21 protein-coding genes are annotated in these 17,839 nt (G+C 70.5%); 5 read left to right on the top strand and 16 right to left on the bottom strand.

Annotated elements, in window-relative coordinates:
• The first annotated feature begins 49 nt into the window (after positions 1 to 49).
• The 3 genes from AB0M82_RS15145 to tsaA are packed head-to-tail and all read left to right on the top strand — an operon-like array spanning position 50 to position 1,746.
• Entirely contained in the window at positions 50 to 889 is an 840-nt protein-coding gene (locus tag AB0M82_RS15145) for an LLM class flavin-dependent oxidoreductase (protein ID WP_364721751.1), read from the top strand.
• Positions 886 to 1,314, top strand: coding sequence for a nucleoside deaminase (locus tag AB0M82_RS15140; protein WP_364721749.1), 429 nt, complete (start codon positions 886 to 888; stop codon positions 1,312 to 1,314). Before AB0M82_RS15145 ends, AB0M82_RS15140 begins: the two co-directional genes overlap by 4 nt.
• A 15-nt stretch (positions 1,315 to 1,329) precedes the next feature.
• Positions 1,330 to 1,746 (top strand): tRNA (N6-threonylcarbamoyladenosine(37)-N6)-methyltransferase TrmO, encoded by a 417-nt coding sequence (tsaA, locus tag AB0M82_RS15135; protein ID WP_364721748.1) that lies wholly within the window; start codon positions 1,330 to 1,332, stop codon positions 1,744 to 1,746.
• Here tsaA and AB0M82_RS15130 read toward each other — a convergent pair whose 3' ends face one another.
• From AB0M82_RS15130 to nucS, 10 genes are all read right to left on the bottom strand, one after another.
• The gene (locus AB0M82_RS15130) at positions 1,747 to 3,516 is read right to left on the bottom strand and encodes a 3-hydroxybutyryl-CoA dehydrogenase (RefSeq protein WP_364721747.1); all 1,770 of its coding nucleotides are present in this window, start codon (positions 3,514 to 3,516) and stop codon (positions 1,747 to 1,749) included.
• 118 nt (positions 3,517 to 3,634) lie between these two features.
• The gene (gene dhaM / locus AB0M82_RS15125; protein WP_364721746.1) at positions 3,635 to 4,306 is read right to left on the bottom strand and encodes a dihydroxyacetone kinase phosphoryl donor subunit DhaM; all 672 of its coding nucleotides are present in this window, start codon (positions 4,304 to 4,306) and stop codon (positions 3,635 to 3,637) included.
• On the bottom strand, positions 4,303 to 4,932 hold the full coding sequence (gene dhaL / locus AB0M82_RS15120) for a dihydroxyacetone kinase subunit DhaL (RefSeq protein WP_364721745.1): 630 nt from the start codon (positions 4,930 to 4,932) through the stop codon (positions 4,303 to 4,305). Before dhaL ends, dhaM begins: the two co-directional genes overlap by 4 nt.
• Complete coding sequence (gene dhaK, locus AB0M82_RS15115) at positions 4,932 to 5,933, bottom strand: dihydroxyacetone kinase subunit DhaK (protein ID WP_364722023.1); 1,002 nt, start codon at positions 5,931 to 5,933, stop codon at positions 4,932 to 4,934. Before dhaK ends, dhaL begins: the two co-directional genes overlap by 1 nt.
• Positions 5,934 to 5,997: 64 nt before the next feature.
• Positions 5,998 to 7,002 (bottom strand): DUF3558 domain-containing protein, encoded by a 1,005-nt coding sequence (locus AB0M82_RS15110; RefSeq protein ID WP_364721744.1) that lies wholly within the window; start codon positions 7,000 to 7,002, stop codon positions 5,998 to 6,000.
• 47 nt (positions 7,003 to 7,049) lie between these two features.
• Positions 7,050 to 7,331: a hypothetical protein gene (locus AB0M82_RS15105; RefSeq protein WP_364721743.1), complete on the bottom strand. Its 282-nt coding sequence runs from the start codon at positions 7,329 to 7,331 to the stop codon at positions 7,050 to 7,052.
• Positions 7,332 to 7,340: 9 nt separating this feature from the next.
• On the bottom strand, positions 7,341 to 9,038 hold the full coding sequence (locus AB0M82_RS15100) for a sodium:solute symporter family protein (protein WP_364721742.1): 1,698 nt from the start codon (positions 9,036 to 9,038) through the stop codon (positions 7,341 to 7,343).
• 190 nt (positions 9,039 to 9,228) lie between these two features.
• The gene (locus tag AB0M82_RS15095) at positions 9,229 to 10,005 is read right to left on the bottom strand and encodes a hypothetical protein (protein WP_364721741.1); all 777 of its coding nucleotides are present in this window, start codon (positions 10,003 to 10,005) and stop codon (positions 9,229 to 9,231) included.
• A 383-nt stretch (positions 10,006 to 10,388) separates the two neighbouring features.
• Positions 10,389 to 10,601: a DUF1653 domain-containing protein gene (locus AB0M82_RS15090; protein ID WP_364721740.1), complete on the bottom strand. Its 213-nt coding sequence runs from the start codon at positions 10,599 to 10,601 to the stop codon at positions 10,389 to 10,391.
• A gap of 1 nt (position 10,602) precedes the next feature.
• Positions 10,603 to 11,262 (bottom strand): endonuclease NucS, encoded by a 660-nt coding sequence (gene nucS, locus AB0M82_RS15085; RefSeq protein WP_364721739.1) that lies wholly within the window; start codon positions 11,260 to 11,262, stop codon positions 10,603 to 10,605.
• Positions 11,263 to 11,298: 36 nt separating this feature from the next.
• On the opposite strand from nucS, the gene AB0M82_RS15080 reads away from it, so the two are divergent.
• Positions 11,299 to 11,844 carry an NUDIX hydrolase gene (locus AB0M82_RS15080; RefSeq protein WP_364721738.1) on the top strand — a complete coding sequence of 182 codons (546 nt, stop codon included), beginning with the start codon at positions 11,299 to 11,301 and terminating at the stop codon, positions 11,842 to 11,844.
• On the opposite strand, the gene AB0M82_RS15075 is transcribed toward AB0M82_RS15080, so the two are convergent.
• The 4 genes from AB0M82_RS15075 to AB0M82_RS15060 all read right to left on the bottom strand — a co-directional run bounded on the left by AB0M82_RS15075 (position 11,816) and on the right by AB0M82_RS15060 (position 14,604).
• The gene (locus AB0M82_RS15075; protein WP_364721737.1) at positions 11,816 to 12,292 is read right to left on the bottom strand and encodes a DUF2867 domain-containing protein; all 477 of its coding nucleotides are present in this window, start codon (positions 12,290 to 12,292) and stop codon (positions 11,816 to 11,818) included. The two genes, AB0M82_RS15080 and AB0M82_RS15075, sit on opposite strands and share 29 nt — an antisense overlap.
• Positions 12,289 to 12,789 carry a helix-turn-helix domain-containing protein gene (locus AB0M82_RS15070; RefSeq protein ID WP_364721736.1) on the bottom strand — a complete coding sequence of 167 codons (501 nt, stop codon included), beginning with the start codon at positions 12,787 to 12,789 and terminating at the stop codon, positions 12,289 to 12,291. The genes AB0M82_RS15075 and AB0M82_RS15070 overlap by 4 nt, the downstream gene beginning before the upstream one ends.
• Before the next feature lie 72 nt (positions 12,790 to 12,861).
• Positions 12,862 to 13,635: an enoyl-CoA hydratase-related protein gene (locus tag AB0M82_RS15065; protein WP_364721735.1), complete on the bottom strand. Its 774-nt coding sequence runs from the start codon at positions 13,633 to 13,635 to the stop codon at positions 12,862 to 12,864.
• A gap of 18 nt (positions 13,636 to 13,653) precedes the next feature.
• Complete coding sequence (locus AB0M82_RS15060; RefSeq protein WP_364721734.1) at positions 13,654 to 14,604, bottom strand: helix-turn-helix domain-containing protein; 951 nt, start codon at positions 14,602 to 14,604, stop codon at positions 13,654 to 13,656.
• Between the two features lie 72 nt (positions 14,605 to 14,676).
• Between AB0M82_RS15060 and AB0M82_RS15055 the strand changes: the two genes are divergently transcribed.
• Positions 14,677 to 15,234 carry a cysteine hydrolase family protein gene (locus AB0M82_RS15055; RefSeq protein WP_364721733.1) on the top strand — a complete coding sequence of 186 codons (558 nt, stop codon included), beginning with the start codon at positions 14,677 to 14,679 and terminating at the stop codon, positions 15,232 to 15,234.
• Here the strand turns inward: AB0M82_RS15055 and AB0M82_RS15050 are convergent.
• Positions 15,227 to 17,245, bottom strand: a complete 2,019-nt coding sequence (locus tag AB0M82_RS15050; protein ID WP_364721732.1) for a protein meaA — start codon at positions 17,243 to 17,245, stop codon at positions 15,227 to 15,229. The genes AB0M82_RS15055 and AB0M82_RS15050 overlap by 8 nt on opposite strands.
• Before the next feature lie 83 nt (positions 17,246 to 17,328).
• Positions 17,329 to 17,820, bottom strand: a complete 492-nt coding sequence (locus AB0M82_RS15045) for a hypothetical protein (protein ID WP_364721731.1) — start codon at positions 17,818 to 17,820, stop codon at positions 17,329 to 17,331.
• Positions 17,821 to 17,839 lie beyond the last annotated feature (19 nt).

Below are 17,839 nucleotides of genomic sequence, written 5' to 3'. Positions count from 1 at the left end.
CGTGACCGTTCCCTTCCGCTCACGGCTTATCCCTCGATAGCCTTTTCCGGTGAAGATCGGCGTGAACGTCCCCAACTTCGGGCCCGGCACGGACCCGGGTGTGCTGCGCGCGTGGGCGCAAACGGTGGAAGGCCTCGGTTTCGACCTGCTGATGGTGTCCGACCACGTCGCGATCACACCCGACGTCGCCGGGCAGTACCCGGCGCCGTTCTACGAGCCGTTCACGACGCTGTCCTGGCTGGCCGGGGTCACGCGGCGGGTGCGCCTGGGCACCACCGTGCTGGTGGTGCCGTACCGGCATCCGCTGCTGGTGGCGCGGATGGCGGCGAACCTCGACGCGCTCAGCGGCGGCAGGCTGGTCCTCGGTGTCGGCATCGGCTGGGCGAAACAGGAGTTCGACGCGCTGGGCGTGCCGTTCGAGCAGCGCGGAAAGCTCACCAGCGAGTACCTCCGGACGATCCGCGCGGCCTGGGCCGATCACGACGACTACCGCGCGGGGCCGATCCCGCTCTGGATCGGCGGGCACAGCGACGTGGGGCTGCGCCGGGCGCTGGAGCTCGGCGACGCGTGGCACCCGCTGCGGCTCACGCTGTCCGGGTTCCGGGAAACGTTGGGCCGCTTGGAAAAGCTCGCCGACGACCGGCCGGTGCCGGCCTTCGCGCCACGGATCCTGCTGCGGGTGACCGGATCTCCGGTGACCGGGCCGGACCGGCGCGCCGGAGAGGGCACCCTCGACCAGGTCCTCGACGACCTGGCGCGGCTGCGGGAACTGGGCGCGGACACCGTCGTGCTCGACCCGTTCGACGCGGACCCGGCCGAAACCCTGCGCCCGGAGACGGCGTGGCGCGACCTCGCGGCGGTGGCCGCGTCCTGGAAGGAGAACCGGTGAAGGACACCGAAACAGCCCTGCTCCGGCGGGCGATCGAGCTCGCTCGTGAGGCACGCGAGGAACGCGGCAACCCGCCGTTCGGCTCCCTGCTGGCCGACGCCGACGGCACCGTCCTGGCCGAGGAGCGCAACACTTCGCTCACGGACGACGACATCACCGCGCACCCGGAGCTGAAACTCGCCCGCTGGGCGGCGCGGCACCTGGATCCGGAGACCGCGGCGGCGACCACGATGTTCACCAGCACGCAGCCGTGCGGGATGTGCGCCGGCGCGATCGAGCGGTCCGGGCTGGGCCGGGTCGTGTACGCGCTGTCGACCGAGCAGTTCCTCACCCTGCGTCCGCCGGTCACCTGGGGCGGGCACCGGCTCGAGGGCCCTGCCCTGTTCGACGAAGCCCGCGTGCCGGTCGAGGGGTACTACCAGTAGCCGAGGGGGACGGTCATGGACGGAACGAGCTACCACGTACGCCCGGTGGCCCAGGTGGAGTCGACCCTGACCGACCTCGCCACGGCCCCGAAGCAGGGTGACGAGGGCGCACCACCGGCCCGCGTGGTGTTCGACCCCGAGTTCCACCCGGCGGCGGCCGACCTCCGGCCGGGTGACCGGCTGGTGCTGCTCACGTGGCTGCACGCGGCCGACCGGAAGGTCCAGTCGGTGCACCCGCGCGGCGACCGCGACCGCCGCCGCGAAGGCGTGTTCTCGACACGCTCCCCGGACCGCCCGAACCCGATCGGCCTCCACACGGTCACGGTGACGGCGGTGGAGAACGGCACGCTCACGGTGACGGGCCTGGAAGCGATCGACGGCACTCCGGTGCTCGACGTGAAGCCGGTCCTCGGCCAGGTGGCCGAGCGCTGATCAGTAGTCCTTGAAGCCCTTTCCGGTCTTCCGGCCCAGCCGGCCTGCCGTCACCAGGTGCTCCAGCAGCGGCGCCGGCGCGAAACCCTCTTCGCGGAACTCGTTGAACAACGTCCGCTGGATCGCCAGCGAGACGTCGAGGCCGACGACGTCCAGCAGTTCGAACGGGCCCATCGGCAGGCCGCAGCCCACCTTCATGGCCGTGTCGATGTCGTTCGCCCCCGCGTAGTGGGCCTCCAGCATCTTCACCGCGTCGTTGAGGTACGGGAACAGCAGCGCGTTGACGATGAAGCCCGCCCGGTCTCCACAGTGGACGGCGTGCTTGCCGACCGTGGCGCAGACCGCGCTCGCCGTCGCCACCACGTCCGGTGCGGTCGCGATCGTCGAGACCACCTCGACCAGCTTCATCACCGGCGCCGGGTTGAAGAAGTGGAGACCGACCACATCGGACGGCCGGGACGTCGCCGCCGCGCACTCGATCACCGGGAGGGACGACGTCGTCGTCGCCAGGACCGCGCCGGGGCGGACGACCTCGTCCAGCGCCGCGAACACCGCCTGCTTCACCGACAATATCTCGGCCACCGCCTCGACGACCAGGTCGACGTCGGCCAGTGCTTCGAAGTCCGTCACCGGGGTGATCCGTGCCAGTGCGAGAACCGCGTCCTCTTCGGACAGCTTGCCCTTGACCACGGCCTTGTCGAGCGACTTCTTCACCTTCGCCACCGAAGCCTGCGCCTTCTCCATGCTCCGGGCGCGCAGCACGACGTCGAGGCCGCGCTTGGCGAACACCTCCGCGATGCCGGTGGCCATCGTGCCGGTGCCGACCACGCCGACCCGCGCGACCGGGCGCGGCGCGACGCCGTCCACAGTGGACGTCGCCACCCCGTCCGCCACCACGTTCGGCGAGTCCGGGGCGTCGTAGGTGTAGAAGCCGCGGCCGGTCTTGCGGCCCAGCAGGCCCGCCGTGATCATCTGCTTGAGCAGCGGCGCCGGCGCGTGCAGGCGGTTGCGGGACTGGTGGTACATCGTGTCGAGGATCTCGTTCGCGGTGTCCAGCCCGATCAGGTCGAGGAGCGCGAGCGGGCCCATCGGGTAGCCGCAGCCGTAGCGCATCGCGGCGTCGAGGTCCTCGCGGGTGGCGTAGCGCTGTTCGTACATCCGGACCGCGTGGTTGAGGTACCCGAACAGCAGCGCGTTCGCGATGAACCCGGCCCGGTCGCCGATCACCACCGGCACCTTGCCGAGCCGTTCGGCGAACGCGACGACCTCGGTGACCACCTCCGGCTCGGTCACGACGGTCTTCACGATCTCGACGAGCTTCTGCACCGGCGCCGGGTTGAAGAAGTGCATCCCGACGACCTTGCCGGGCCGGGCGGTGTGCACGCTGATCTCGGTGATCGAGAGCGACGAAGTGTTGGACGCGAACACCACCTCGGGCCGGGTGATCTTGTCCAGCTCGGCGAAGACGTCGGCCTTCAGCTCGAGGCTTTCCGGGATCGCCTCGATCACCAGGTCCACTTCGGACAGATCCGACAGCGAGGTGCTGTACCGGATCCGGCCCAGCAGCGCGTCTCTTCCGGAAGGATCCAGCTTGCCGCCGGACAGTGCCCGCTCGGTGGAGTGCCGCAGGTGCCCGCGACCCCGGGCGACCCCCGCTTCGTCGAGCTCGACCGTGACGACGTCGAGCCCGCTGCGCGCGAGCACTTCGGCGATTCCGGCCCCCATCGTGCCCAGGCCGACCACTCCGACCGTCGAGATGTCCCGCGCCATCGAGGCCTCCAGAGATGTTACTCGCTGGTAATTAGCCTTGATACTGCCACGCGGGACCACCGGAGCCCAGACGGAATCGAGTCAGTACCGCTCATGTCACCCGGTCGGCGACGGGGCTTCACTCGCCGAAATTGCCGTCCACCAGCTCTTTAGCCTTGTCCAGGGCAGCGGAAGCCTGCGGGCCGCGCGCCTGCACGCGGATCCGGTCGCCCTGGCGGGCGCCGAGCGACATCAGGGCCAGCACGCTGTGACCGTCGGCCTCCTGGTCGCCGAGCCGCACGGTGACCTCGGCGTCGAACTCGCTCAGCGAGCGCACCAGCACCGCGGCCGGGCGCGCGTGCAGCCCGACCTCGTTGCGCAGCTCCAGCTCGATTTCGGCGCCGCCGTCCGTCGCTTCGGCAGGCGCCAGATCCTCGGGCAACCCGGCCGCCGCGACGGCCTCCGCGACCGCCTTGCGGTCCCGGCCGGCCTGCGCCGCGACCGCCGCCGCGATCGCGCCCTCGACCAGCGGGCCGTCCGCGACGATCGCGGCCGAAGGGTCCGCCAGCGATTCGACGGCGAGCTCGGCGGTCATCTGCGCGCTGCCGAGGTCGTAGAGCAGCACGACGCCGGCCCCGGAGTCGGCGCGCTGGGTGGCGGCGACGACCTCGTCGTAGTCCGTGCCGATCGAACCGTCGGACAGGCCCCCGGCCGGCACGATGGTGACGTCCGGCGCCATCTGGGCGGCCAGCTCGGCCAAGCCCTCGGCGAGCTTCGCACTGTGCGACACGAGCACGATTCCGACACTCACCGGGCGGCCTCCGCGAACGCGCGCAGCAGCAGGGCCGACGACCGCGCGCCCGGGTCGAGGTGCCCCACCGCGCGCTCGCCGAGGTAGGACGCACGGCCCTTCCGCGGCACCAGATCCACTGTGGACTCCGCGCCGCGGTCGGCCGCGTCGGCCGCCGCGGTCAGCACCGCGGCGACGTCGCCGCCGTCCTCGGCCGCCTTCTCCGCGGCCGCCACCGCGGGGATCAGGGCGTCGACCATGGTGGCGTCGCCGCCCACCGCCTTCCCGCGGGCCTGGACGCCTTCGAGCCCGGCGCGCAGCGCGTCCAGCAGCGCCGGGACGTCGAGGTCGGCGGCCGCGCCGAGCTTGGCCGAGGCACGCAGGAAAGCCGTGCCGTACAACGGCCCCGCGGCTCCGCCGACCTTCGAGATCAACGTCGTCGCGACGAGCTTCAGCACCCCGCCCGGCGTGTCCGGCGTCCCCGTGTCGAGCGCCGCGACGACGGCCGCGAACCCGCGGTTCAGGTTCTCGCCGTGATCGCCGTCGCCGATCGCGCGGTCGAGGTCGATCAGCTCCACGCGGTGCTCGGCGACCACCGCCGCCGCGGCGCGCACGGCGGCCGCGACACCTTCGGACTCGCAGGGCATCAGAGTCCCCACCGCAGCGCCGCGGTGTTGACCGGGGCGTCCCAGAGCCCGGTCAGCTCGTCGTCCAGTTTCAGCAACGTCAGACTCATCCCCTGCATCTCCAGGCTGGTGATGTACGGCCCGACCAGCCGGCGTTCGACCACGATCCCACGGTCGGCCAGCAGCCGCTCGGCGATGCCGTGCGCCAGGTAGAGCTCGACGAGCGGGGTGCCGCCCATCGAGTTGGTGAACAGCAGCACGCGGTCACCGGCCGCGAACGGGAGATCCGAGACGACCGCCTCGACCATCCGCGCCACCAGCGCGTCGGCCGGCTCGGCCGGGATCCGCTCGCGGCCGGGCTCGCCGTGGATGCCGATGCCGAACTCGACCTCACCCTCGCCGAGGTCGAAGCTCGGCGTGCCGGCGTGCGGCACGGTCGGCGCCGTCAGCGCGACCCCGATCGACCGCACCTGGCCGATCACCTTCCGCGCCAGCGCGGTCACGGCATCGAGCGAGTCACCGCGCTCGGCGGCGGCGCCGGTGATCTTCTCCAGCAGCACCGTGCCGCCGACGCCGCGGCGGCCCGCGGTGTACGTCGAGTCCTTGACCGCGACGTCGTCGTCGATGACGACGCTGCGCACGTCGAGGCCCTCGGCGGCGGCCAGTTCGGCGGCCGTCTCGAAGTTCAGCACGTCGCCGGTGTAGTTCTTGACGATGAGCAGGGCGCCCGCGTCGCCGGTCGTCGCGGTGACGGCGGCCTGCACGGCGTCCGGTGTCGGCGAGGTGAACACCGCGCCCGGCACGGCGGCGGCGAGCATGCCGTGGCCGACGAAGCCGCCGTGCAGCGGCTCGTGCCCGGACCCACCACCGGAGATGACGGCGACCTTGCCCGCGACCGGGGCGTCGGCCCGGATCACGACGTCCGGGTCGTACTGGACGCGGAGGATGTCGGCGTGCGCGGCGGCCAGGCCCCGCAGCGACTCCGCGACCACGTTCGCCGGATCGTTGATGATCTTCTTCACGGCAGCCTCCGGCATCGGCGGGTGGGTGTCCCCTTCCTACATCGCCGCGCGGCCGACCGCCAGATCAGGGTTTGGGGAGCTTCGTGACCACGTTCTTCGCGACGGTGACCGCCTTGCCACACGGGTCGTCGGCGTCCGCTTTGGCGTCGTTGCTCTCGTAGTCCACCTGGGCCAGTTCGACGTCGTCGCCCTGCCACGGCCGGTGCTGCCATTCCACCGTGCACCGCGACGAGCTCGTGCTCCCCTGCTTCTGGTAACCGGTGATCCCGTTGCCGAGGTCCACCTTGGAGTAACCGTCGCCCACGAGCGGGGGCAGGCCCGGCAGGAACTCGACGGTCACCGCCGGGTCCTTCCGGGTGCCCGTCCACTCACAGGAGTGCAGGCCCGAGGGCGCGGGCTTCGCCGACGGCACGGCGGAAGCCACCACGGCGGTGTCGGCCATCGCGCACGGGTCGGCGGTCAGCACGGTGCCCGGCGGCGTCGAATACTTGTCCGGCGAGTCGTGCAGTTTCTGGACGACGGCCGCCATCAGCGTCTGCCCGGGACGGCAGGGATCGCCGGGGTAGATGACCGACAGCGTGAGCGCCGCGTCCGGGTTCAGCGCCGTCATCGCCGCGACCGTGCAGTCGGTGTCGCCGGTCTTGTTCACGCGCAACGGCAGCCCGCCGACCTGCCCGGTCGTCTTGTCGGCCCGCGGCACCAGGGTGTTGCCGATCTCGAGCTCGAACCGGATCTCCTTGCCGCCGGGGTCCTTCACCTTGTTGCCGCAGGTGTCGAAGGCGATCGACGACGGCGACGGGTCCTCTTCGACCGTGCCGAGCCCGAGCGCGCCGAGGGCGTCCTTGGTCAGGAACTGGCACGGCTGGATCGTGCGCAGCACGTTCGCCGCCACGGCGGCGTCGGTGATCGGGCCGTCGGACGCCTGCCCGGTGCCGACCGCGGCAGGCACCGTCGTCCGCGCGAAGTTGGACCGGCCGAGGTCCTGCCCGCACGCGGTCAGTGGCAGCGCGAGGACGGTGACCAGCAGGAACAGCTTCGGGAGACGGCGGTGCCGAACGTCAGGGAACACGCGGAGCACGGTAGCGGCACCCGAGTGCCGCTGTCCGGACAACCCGGCTATTCACCGGCGGGAGCGGTCTCGCCGGCTCCGGGTTCGGCGGGCACGACGAGCGGCCGGACCTTGGCCCAGATGACGAACAGCGCGGAGACGGCCAGCATGCCGATGCCGGCCCACAGGTTGATGTTCACCCCGGCGGCCTTGGCGATCTCCTCGTCGGAGGTGAAGCCGAGGCCCATCACCGTGAGGATGACGCCGTAGACGCCGACCAGCAGGGCGATGATCAGCCGGATGTCGAAGGCGCCCGCCTTGTGCGCACGCGGCTCGGACTCGGTAGCCATTCCGACCTCCTAGAAGATGGCGTTGAGGGCGATGGTCAGGATGAGCACGATGCCGGCGAGCAGGCCCGGCTTGCGGTACCAGCCCGCGTTCTCGCCGGTGGCGTCGTGTTGCCGCGTTTCCTTCGGGGTCAACGAGTAGACGAGCCCGACCAGCTCTTCGTCCGGCTTCGGCTTGGTCGCCAGCGACACCACGACGCTCACCACGATGTCGACGACGAACGCCGTCCCCGCGGCGACGAAGCTGGTGCCCTGGCCCTCCAGCCCGAGCACCCCGGCCTGCGACAGGCCCCAGACCGTGATCGCGGACGCGGTGCCGAGCACCAGGCCGCTCCACCCGGCGTGCGGCGTCATCCGCTTCCAGAACATGCCGAGGATGAACGTCGCGAACAGCGGTGCGTTGAAGAACGAGAACAGATCCTGCAGGTAGTCCAGGATGTTGCCGGAGTTCGACGCGATGAAGGCGGTGCCGATCGCGAGGATCGTCCCGGCCGAGGTCACCACGCGGCCCAGGTTCAGGTAGTAGTGGTCCGGCTTGTCCTTCTTCACGTACGTCTGCCAGATGTCGTACGTGAACACGGTGTTGAACGAACTCAGGTTGGCCGCCATGCCGGCCATGAAGGAGGCCAGCAGCCCGGCGATGGCGATGCCGAGCATGCCGTTGGGCAGCAGGTCGCGCATCAGCAGCAGGAGCGCGTTGTTGAACGTGACACCGCTGGGCGCCGAGCCGCCCTCCAGGAGGATCTTCTTGTCCTGGACGTACTCGTTCACGGTGACCGCGGCGATCATGCCGGGGATGATCACGATGAACGGAACCAGCATCTTCGGGAACGCGCCGATGATCGGCGTGCGCCGCGCGGCGGACATGCTCTTCGACGCCATCGCGCGCTGGACCTCGACGAAGTTCGTCGTCCAGTAGCCGAAGGAGAGCACGAAGCCGAGGCCGAAGACGATGCCCAGGATCGACAGGAGGTTGTTGCCGAAGCCGGTCAGGTTGTCACCGGGCCACGAGTGCAGCTGCGCGCCGCCGCCCGGGCTGTTCGTCACCTTGTCGACCAGGCCCTGCCAGCCGCCGACCTTGACCAGGCCGATGATCGTCAGCGGGACCAGCGCGATGACGATGACGAAGAACTGCAGGACCTCGTTGTAGATCGCCGCGGAGAGGCCGCCGAGCGCGGTGTAGGAGAGCACGATCGCGGCGGCGACGATGATCGACACCCACAGCGGCCAGCCCAGCAGCAGGTTCACGACACTGGCCAGCAGGAACAGGTTCGCGCCCGCGATGAGGATCTGGGCCGAGGCGAAGCTGATGCCGTTGACCAGATGGGCCGGCTTGCCGAAGCGCCGCCGCATGAACTCGGGGACGCTGCGGACCTTGGAGCCGTAGTAGAAGGGCATCATCACGATGCCGAGGAACAGCATCGCCGGGATGGCGCCGATCCAGAAGTAGTGCACGGTCGGCAGGCCGTACTGGGCGCCGTTGGCCGACATGCCCATGACCTCGACCGCGCCGAGGTTCGCCGAAATGAACGCCAGGCCGGTGACCCAGGCGGGCAGCGAACGGCCGGACAGGAAGAAGTCGAGGCTGCTCGACACCTGCCGCCGCGCCAGGTACCCGATGCCGAGCACGAGGACGAAGTAGAACGCCAACTCGATGTAGTCGATCGCGTTCGCGTCGAGTCGCAGGTTCGCATCGGCTAGGACGAGCACCCGACCCACCTCCGGAATTCCAGCAGGACAATTTCCGACAGGAATCACCAGCACCCTGCCGGATCGCGACAGTACTGCACGGATTCAGGCTCGGCACGCTGACGCGTCCAAAGTAGACAGAGGGCGCGTTTCCCCGGTTATGACCAGGGGAAACGCGCCCTCGTTCAACCACCGCGGGAGCGGCTTTCGATCACCGATCGGCCGGGACGGCGATCTCGCCTTCCTCCTCGATCAGCTTGGCGAGCACCTCGTCGGGCAGGTAGGTCCGGTGCGGGTAGCCCGGACCCCACGAGTTGAGCAGCGGCACGGCGCCGAGCTCGTCGGCGCGCGGGTTGGCGAGCACGGTGTGCACGTCGTCGACCGACTGCGCCCAGCGGAACGCCTTGATGCCCTCCGTGGCCACGGGCGCGTAGTGCTCGCGCGCCCGCCAGTCGTCCTCGGCGCAGGCCGGGTCCCAGACGACGTGCCCGGCTTCCTGCAGGACCTCGGCCGCGGCGCGGACCGACGTGCCGTTTTCGTCGCCGGGGTTGGTCTCGGGCCACTCGTCGCGCTTCTTCGCCGCGTCCCAGAGCCAGCGCGCCGTGTAGTCGACGCCGTTGTAGATCGACATGCAGCGCGACCAGCCGAAGCCGACGCAGGCGCCTTCGTGGCCCTGGTCGTAGAACGCGTACCAGGCGTCGGTGTCCGGGGTGCCGCCCGGCTCGAGGCACACGCAGTGGCCGCCGCGGACCCGGCCGAGCTTCTTGACGCCGGCCTTCGCGATGAAGAACTCGCCGGAGGTCTCGTCCCGCTCCGGCTTGTCGAACGCGGAGTACCAGTTGACGCCGATCACGACGGGCGAGCGGGTCGGCCGCTCTTCGTCGGACAACGCGGTCAGCGGATACCGTTCGACGTGCCGCCAGTCGTCCGGAATGAACCGGCCCAGGCGCGGGTCGGCCGGATCGGAACCGAGTGGTCGATAACGCATGACATCCTCCTTCGTGCAGGCTGAAAACGCGCGCACACCGGCCGGATGACGTGCGCACACGAGCTCGAAGGCGGACTGAAACGTTGGCACGACGAAGAAAGACGGCCGTGCGCGCCACCCTCCGGCCACGCCGGACCCACCGGCGGAACCCCTCGAATCGAGTGTCGCACGCGTACGGCGAATAAGATCCCGAGCTCACCCGAATAGCGCAGAAAGGCAAGAGCCGGAAAGGATCAAATCACTTCGCCGAGACCTATCGGGTCAACGATTTCCTGGCGGAGTTGTCAACACGGAATCAGATACCGGAATTCCGCATCGATTCGGTATCGCCACCACGTCCGCCCCTTCGGGCAGCCGCACGACCAATTTTCACCGGTGCGGGCTCAGTCCGCCCGGCGCCGGAACCGCGGCACGACACCGTCGGCGGTCTCGACGGTCTCGGTGAACATCGCCTCCGGGCGGACCCACAGCCCCATTTCGCCGTAGAGCGCGCGGTACACGACCAGCTCCTCTTCGGTCTCGCTGTGCCGGGCCACGCCGAGCACCTCGTACTCGCCGCCCTTGTAGTGGACGTAGCGCCCAGGCTCGACAGCCACCTCAGAACAGCCGGAACTCGTCGGACTCGATGCCGCGGAGCTCGTCGTAGTCCAGCGTCAAGCAGCGGATACCGCGGTCCTCGGCGAGGGTACGAGCCTGTGGCTTGATGATCTGCGCCGCGAACACGCCCTGCACCGGGGCCAGCAGCGGGTCGCGGTTGAGCAGCTCCAGGTAGCGGGTGAGCTGCTCGACGCCGTCGATCTCGCCGCGGCGCTTGATCTCGACCGCCACCGACCGCCCGTCGGCGTCGCGGGCCATGATGTCGACCGGGCCGATCGCCGTCGGGAACTCGCGGCGGACCAGCGTGTAGCCGTCGCCGAGGGTCTTGATGTGCTCGGCCAGCAGTTCCTGCAGGTGCGCTTCGACGCCGTCCTTCTGCAGGCCCGGTTCCACGCCGAGTTCCTTGGCGTGGTCGTGGAAGATCTCCTCGATCGAGATCACCAGCTTCTCGCCCTGCTTGTTTTCGACGATCCAGAGCTTGCCGTCCTCGATCAGCCAGCAGGGCGGGCTCATCCAGTTCAACGGCTTGTACGCACGGTCGTCGGAATGCACCGACACCGAGCCGTCGGACTTGACGAGCAACAGCCGGGTGGCCATCGGCAAATGGGCGGTCAGCCGGCCGGCGTAGTCGACCTGGCACCGCGCGATCACGAGACGCACTCGAGGAGGGTAGGACAGGTTCGGGATACTGGTCGGGTGGACCCCATTCAGCGTGTCGCGTCCCGCGAGGTGTACCGGAACAACTGGATGACCGTGCGGGAGGACGAGATCCGCCGTCCCGACGGCTCGGCGGGCATCTACGGCGTGATCGACAAGCCGGCCTACGCGCTCGTCATCCCCCAGGACGGCGACCGGTTCCGGCTGGTCGAGCAGTTCCGCTACCCGCTGGGCGAGCGGCGCTGGGAGTTCCCGCAGGGCACCGCGCCGGGCCTGGCCGACGTGCCGCCGGCCGACCTCGCCGTGCGCGAGCTGCGCGAGGAGACCGGGCTGCGGGCCGGCTCGATGGTCCCGCTGGGCAAGCTCGACGTCGCCGCCGGCATGAGCAGCCAGCGCGGCTGGGTGTTCCTCGCCACTGACATCACCGAGGGCGAGCCGGAACGCGAGCACGAGGAGCAGGACATGCGCAGCGCCTGGTTCGCACGCGCGGACGTCGAGAAGATGATCCTCGCCGACGAGATCACCGACGCGCAGTCGATCGCCGCGTGGGCCCGGTTCATGCTGTTCGAGCGGCTCCGGCACTGAGCATCCCGCGGATCACCAGGTGGTGGAACGGCTTGATCACCGCGAAGTAGGCCGGGCCGACCCGGTTGTGGAAGTGCACGATGGTGCCGAGCCGGAACCCGCGGGGCAGCGCCTCGACCGTCAGGTACCCGGTCAGGTGACTGTCGTCCACGCCCGCGACGAGGTAGCGCTCGGGATCGCCGGACCGCACGGTGAAGAACGCGACCCGATCGCCGGGCTCGAAGCCGACGGTCTCCGGCCGGAGCCGGCCGGAGCGCGGGACCGACGCGGTGTCCAGCCGCAGCGCCTTGGCGAGCAGGTAGCGGACGCCGAACAGGCCCTTCACCCACCACGGCGACCAGCCGAACACGCCCGCGACGAACTCGCGCAGGCTGTTCTCGCTTTCGATCTCCTTGAACTCGACGTAGTCGGCGCCGTCGAGGAAGGGCGCGAGGTCGGTCATCTTCATCTTCTTCTCCCCAGAACGAGTTCCAACGCACTCTTGAGCTGCCGGCCGGACAGCGGCGGCACGACCTGCCCGGCGCCGACGACGATCAGATACAGCGCCTGCGCCAGGCCGGCGTCGCCGCTGATCTCGGTCAGGTAGGACACGCGGGTCCGGTCGACGCGCTCCTGGACCACCCTCGCTTCGGCGTCCTGCAGGGCCCAGGCCCGGATGGCGATCTCGAGCCCGAGGCCGGGTCCGGGCGCGAGGACGAGCTTCAGCAGCGCGCCCAGCCGGTCGTCCTCCGCCGCCTCGGCCTGCTCCATGAACCGGGTGGTGCGTTCGGCTTCGAAGTGCGCCAGCAACGCGGTCCGGTAGCCGCTCATGCCCTTGAAGTGGTGGTAGAAGGAGCCCTTCGACAAGCCGAGCCGCTCGGTCAGCCGCTCGATGGTCACCGAAGGCGCACCCTGCTCCGCCAGCAGCGCCAACCCCGCGTCCAGCCAGTCCCGCTTGCCTGCCATGGCCATACCATACCGTATGGTACGGCCAGCGAGCACGAATCCGGCACTTTCACGTGAAAGTGCCGGATCGGGTCAGTCGGGCCAGGAGGGCTTGCGCTTCTCCAGGAAAGCCGCCATGCCTTCGCGGGCGCCGGGCAGCTGTGACGCCGAGGCCATGACCTCCAGCGCGATCGCGTACGCGTCGGCCTCGGGCCGGTCGAGCTGGGCGTACAGCGTGACCTTGCCCATCGTCTTGCTGGCCCGGCTGCCGCGGGTCGCGCGCCCCAGCAGCTCCGCGACGGCGTCGTCCAGCTCGTCGTCGGGGACGACCCGGTTGACCAGGCCCCAGTCGAGCGCGGTGGGCGCGTCGATGACGTCGCCGGTCAGCGCCAGCTCCATCAGCCGCTTCCGGCCGATCGAGCGCGCCACCGGCACCGCCGGGGTGTGGCAGAACCAGCCGCCCTTGCCGCCCGGCAGGGCGAAGCCCGCCGATTCGGCCGCCACGGCGAGGTCGCACGACGCCACGAGCTGGCAGCCCGCCGCCGTCGCCAGGCCGTGCACCCGCGCGACGACGACCTGGGGCACCGACTGCATGGTCTTCATCAGGTCCGTGCACAGCGTCAGCAGCTCGCGCACGCCCATCAGGTCGCGCGCGGCGACGTCGCCGAAGTCGTGCCCGGCGGAGAACACCGGCCCGGCGCCGGCCAGCACGATGCCGGTCGCGTCGGACGTCCCCGCCTCGCGGAACGCGGCGAGCAGCTCCGCGAGGTGGTCCGCGGACAGCGAGTTGCGCCGTGCCGCGCGGTTCATGGTGATGGTGACCGTGTCACCGTCCCGCTTCACGAGGATGTGCTCGTACTCGGCCATACCCCTGACGGTAAACCCTCAGGAGCGGAATGTGCGCCGGTAACTGTCCGGGGCGACGCCGACCTCGGCCCGCATCCGCCGCCGCAGGTTCGCCGCCGTGCCCAGCCCGGACCGCTGGGCGACCCGCTCGACCGGCAGCTCGGTCGTCTCCAGCAGCCGCTGCGCGTACCGGACGCGCTGGACGCGCAGCCAGCGGCCCGGCGTCACGCCGGTGGCCGCGGCGAACTCCCGGTGGAACGTCCGCGCGCTCATCCGCGCGTGCCCGACCAGGTCCTCGACGCCGATGTCGGCGCCGAGCCGCGCCAGCGCCCAGTCCATGGTGGACGCCATGCCGGGCTGGGCCGCCGCCGCCGGCGGCAGCGGGCTGTCGACGTACTGGCGCTGCCCGCCCTCGCGGGCCGGGGGCATCACGAGGCGGCGCGCGAGGGTGGCGGCGACGTCCGCGCCGTGATCGCGGCGGACCAGGTGCAGGCAGAGGTCGAGGCCGCCGACGACGCCCGCCGACGTCAGGACATCGCCGTCGTCGGCGTAGAGCACGTCGCGCTGGAGGTCCGCCCGCGGCGCGACGCGGGTCAGGGCGTCGAAGTCGCGCCAGTGCGTGGTCGCCGGGCGGCCGTCGAGCAGGCCGGCGGCGGCCAGGGTGAACGCGCCGGAGCACAACGCGGCGACGGTCGTCCCGGCCCGGTGCGCCCGGCGCAGCGCCGCGACGGCGGCCGGCGGCACCGACGCGAGCGGGTCGTCGCGGCCCGGCGCCAGCACGAGGTCGCAGCCGTCGAGCCCGGCGAGCCCGTGCGTGGCCGCGACGTCACCGAACGGCGAGACCGCGGTCCGCACCCGGCCCTGGCTGCACAGCCGGACCGTGAAGGGGCCGATCCCGCTGTCGGTCCGGTCCTGGGCCCAGACCTCGGCGATCACCGCGAGGTCGAACATCCGGGTGCCCGGCAGCAGGAGAACGCCGATTGTCCGCATGGCAGAAAAGTACCGCATCGCGCATGTTCTGCCACTCCCCCTCGGCCCACCCGGCCCGCGAGACTCGACGGCATGACCGAAACAGCACTCATCCTGATCGACGTCCAGCGCGGGTTCGACGAGCCCGTCTGGGGGCCGCGCGACAACCCCGGCGCCGAAGCGAACATCAAGGCGCTGCTCGACGCGTGGCAGGAGCGGCGGCTGCCCGTCGTGCTCGTGCACCACGACTCCACGAAGCCGGACTCGCCGCTGCGACCCGGTCAGCCGGGCAACGACTTCAAGCCGGAACTCGACGGCGCGCGGCCGGACCTGGTGTTCGGCAAGAAGGTCAACTCGGCCTTCATCGGCGACGTCGACCTCGACGCGTGGCTGCGCAAGCGCGGCATCACGAGCTTCGTGCTCGGCGGGATCCAGACGAACTTCTGCTGCGAAACCACCGCGCGGATGGGCGGGAACCTCGGCTACGACGTCACTTTCGCGCTCGACGCGACGTTCACGTTCGACCTCGAGGGCCCGGACGGCCGCGTGCTCACCGCCGGCGAGCTGAGCCGCGCGACGGCGACCAACCTGCACGGCGGCGGCTTCGCGACCGTCAAGTCCACAAAGGACATCCTGGCGGAGCTCAGCTGAGCCCGTGGCGCTCCCGGATCAGGCTGACGATGCCAGCCATGATCTCGGTGAGTTCGTAGTCCTTCGGCGTGAACACGCGGGCGATGCCGCGCTCGGTGAGGAGCGCGGCGTCGTCCGGCGGGATGATGCCGCCGACGATCACCGGCACGTCGCCCGCGCCCGCGGCGCGCAGACCGTCGACGACGTGCGGAACGACCTCCAGGTGCGAGCCGGAGAGCACCGAGAGCCCGACGACGTGCACGCCCTCCTGCACCGCGGCCGCGACGATCTGCTCGGGCGTCAGCCGGATCCCCTGGTAGATCACCTCGAAGCCGACGTCGCGGGCCCGGACGGCGACCTGCTCGGCGCCGTTGGAGTGCCCGTCGAGCCCCGGCTTGCCGACGAGGATCCGCAGTCGCTGGCCCAGCTCCGCTTCGGTGGCGCGGACGCGCTCCCGCACCCGCTCCAGCGCCGGGTCGCCCACACCGGCGACGGCGGACGCGGAAACGCCGGTGGGCGCCCGGTATTCGCCGAACACCTCGCGCAGCGCGCCGGACCACTCGCCGGTGGTCACCCCGGCCCGCGCACAGTCCACAGTGGCCTCGAAGAGGTTCGCCGTGGTCTGCGCGCGTTCCTTCAACGTGGCCAGCGTCCGCTCGACGGCGTCGTTGTCGCGCTGAGTGCGCCACTCCTCGATCGCGGTGACGGCGGCCTTCTCGACGGCGGGATCGATCGTTTCGATCGCCTTCGCGCCCTCGGCCTGCAGCGGCGACGGCTCGGTCGTCGCGAACTTGTTGACACCGACCAGCACCCGCTCCCCGTTCTCCATCCCCCGGCGGTACTCGGCCAGGGACGTGACCAGCTGCGACTTCATGTAGCCGCTCTCGACGGCGGCGACCGCGCCACCGAGGTCCTGCACGCGGGCGATCTCCTCGCGCGCGCCGGCCATGATCTCGTCGACCTTGGCCTGGATGACGTGCGAGCCGTCGAAGATGTCCTCGTACTCCAGCAGGTCGGTCTCGAACGCGAGCACCTGCTGCATGCGCAGTGCCCACTGCTGGTCCCACGGCCGGGGCAGGCCGAGCGCCTCGTTCCACGCGGGCAGCTGGATCGCGCGGGCGCGGGCGCCGCGGGAGAGCGACACCGCGAGCATCTCGAGCACGATCCGCTGGACGTTGTTCTCCGGCTGGGCCTCGGTGAGGCCGAGCGAGTTGACCTGGACGCCGTAGCGCAGCCGGCGCGCCTTCGGATCCGTTACGCCGTAACGGTCCCGGGTGAGCTCGTCCCAGAGCGCGGTGAACGCGCGCATCTTGGACATCTCCTCGACGAACCGGACGCCGGCGTTGACGAAGAACGAGATCCGCGCGACGACCTTGGCCATGTCGGCCTGCTCGACCTGCCCGGAGTCCCGGACGGCGTCGAGCACGGCGATCGCGGTGCACAGCGCGTACGCGACCTCCTGCGTCGGCGTCGCACCGGCTTCCTGCAGGTGGTAGCTGCAGATGTTGATCGGGTTCCACTTCGGCACGTGGTGCACGGTCCACGCGATCATGTCGGTGATCAGCCGCAGGCTCGGCCCCGGCGGGAAGATGTAGGTCCCGCGGGACAGGTACTCCTTGATGATGTCGTTCTGCGTGGTGCCGGTGAGCTTCGCCAGGACTTCATCGACGTCCCGGCCCTCGGCCTCGGCCTGCTCGCGCGCCACGGAGACGTACAACGCGAGCAGCCACATGGCCGGCGCGTTGATCGTCATCGACGTGTTGGCTTCGGCGAGCGGGATGCCGTCGAAGAGGCGCCGCATGTCGCCGATGTGCGACACCGGCACGCCGACCTTGCCGACTTCGCCGCGGGAGAGCTGGTGGTCCGGGTCGTAGCCGGTCTGGGTGGGCAGGTCGAACGCCACCGAGAGCCCGGTCTGCCCCTTGGCGAGGTTGCGCCGGTAGAGCTCGTTCGACGCGGCCGCGGAGGAGTGCCCCGCGTAGGTCCGCATCACCCACGGGCGGTCTCGTTCGCGGTCCGTTGGATACGGCACTGAGCACCTCCGGCGGTGGATGTTGCGTCGAGTGTACCGGCCGGTAACTTATGGTGGCAGTGCCATCGGACACGTCTGGGTACTCAGTCGGCGGCCCGCTCCCCCACGATCAGGTCGCGAAGCTCTTCGGCGTCCGGCACGGCGAACAGCGCGATCGGACGCGGTTGGTTCTGCTTCGGTAAGCCGAAGCCGAGAATGTCCACCGTCTCGAACAGCGGGTGGAAGGTGAGCGTGCCGACGCCGTCGCCGCGCAGCGAGGTGACCGCCGGGGTGGTCACCTCCATCCACTTGCGGGTGTGGCCCGAGATGCGATCGGCCACGACGACCCGCTGGTCGGTCACCGCGTACGTCGCGCGATACGTCGTCCACAGCCGGACGAGCACCGGTACCCAGACGATCACGAACCACGCGAGCACGGGAAGCACGTGCACTCCGGCGAGGGAGATGATCACCGCCATCAGGAACGAGCCGACAACGAGCCGGCACCACTCCCAGCCGACCGGGACGACCCGCCGCGGCCGCCCCGACCACAGCAGCCGCTCACCCGGTTCCAGGACGATCAAGGGTTCGTCCACCGCGACCTCCTCTTTGCGA

Source organism: Amycolatopsis sp. NPDC051128 (assembly GCF_040682715.1).
Classification (GTDB): Bacteria; Actinomycetota; Actinomycetes; order Mycobacteriales; family Pseudonocardiaceae; genus Amycolatopsis.
The sequence above is the reverse complement of the archived record's forward strand: the minus strand, read 5'-3'. Positions and strand labels throughout refer to the sequence as shown.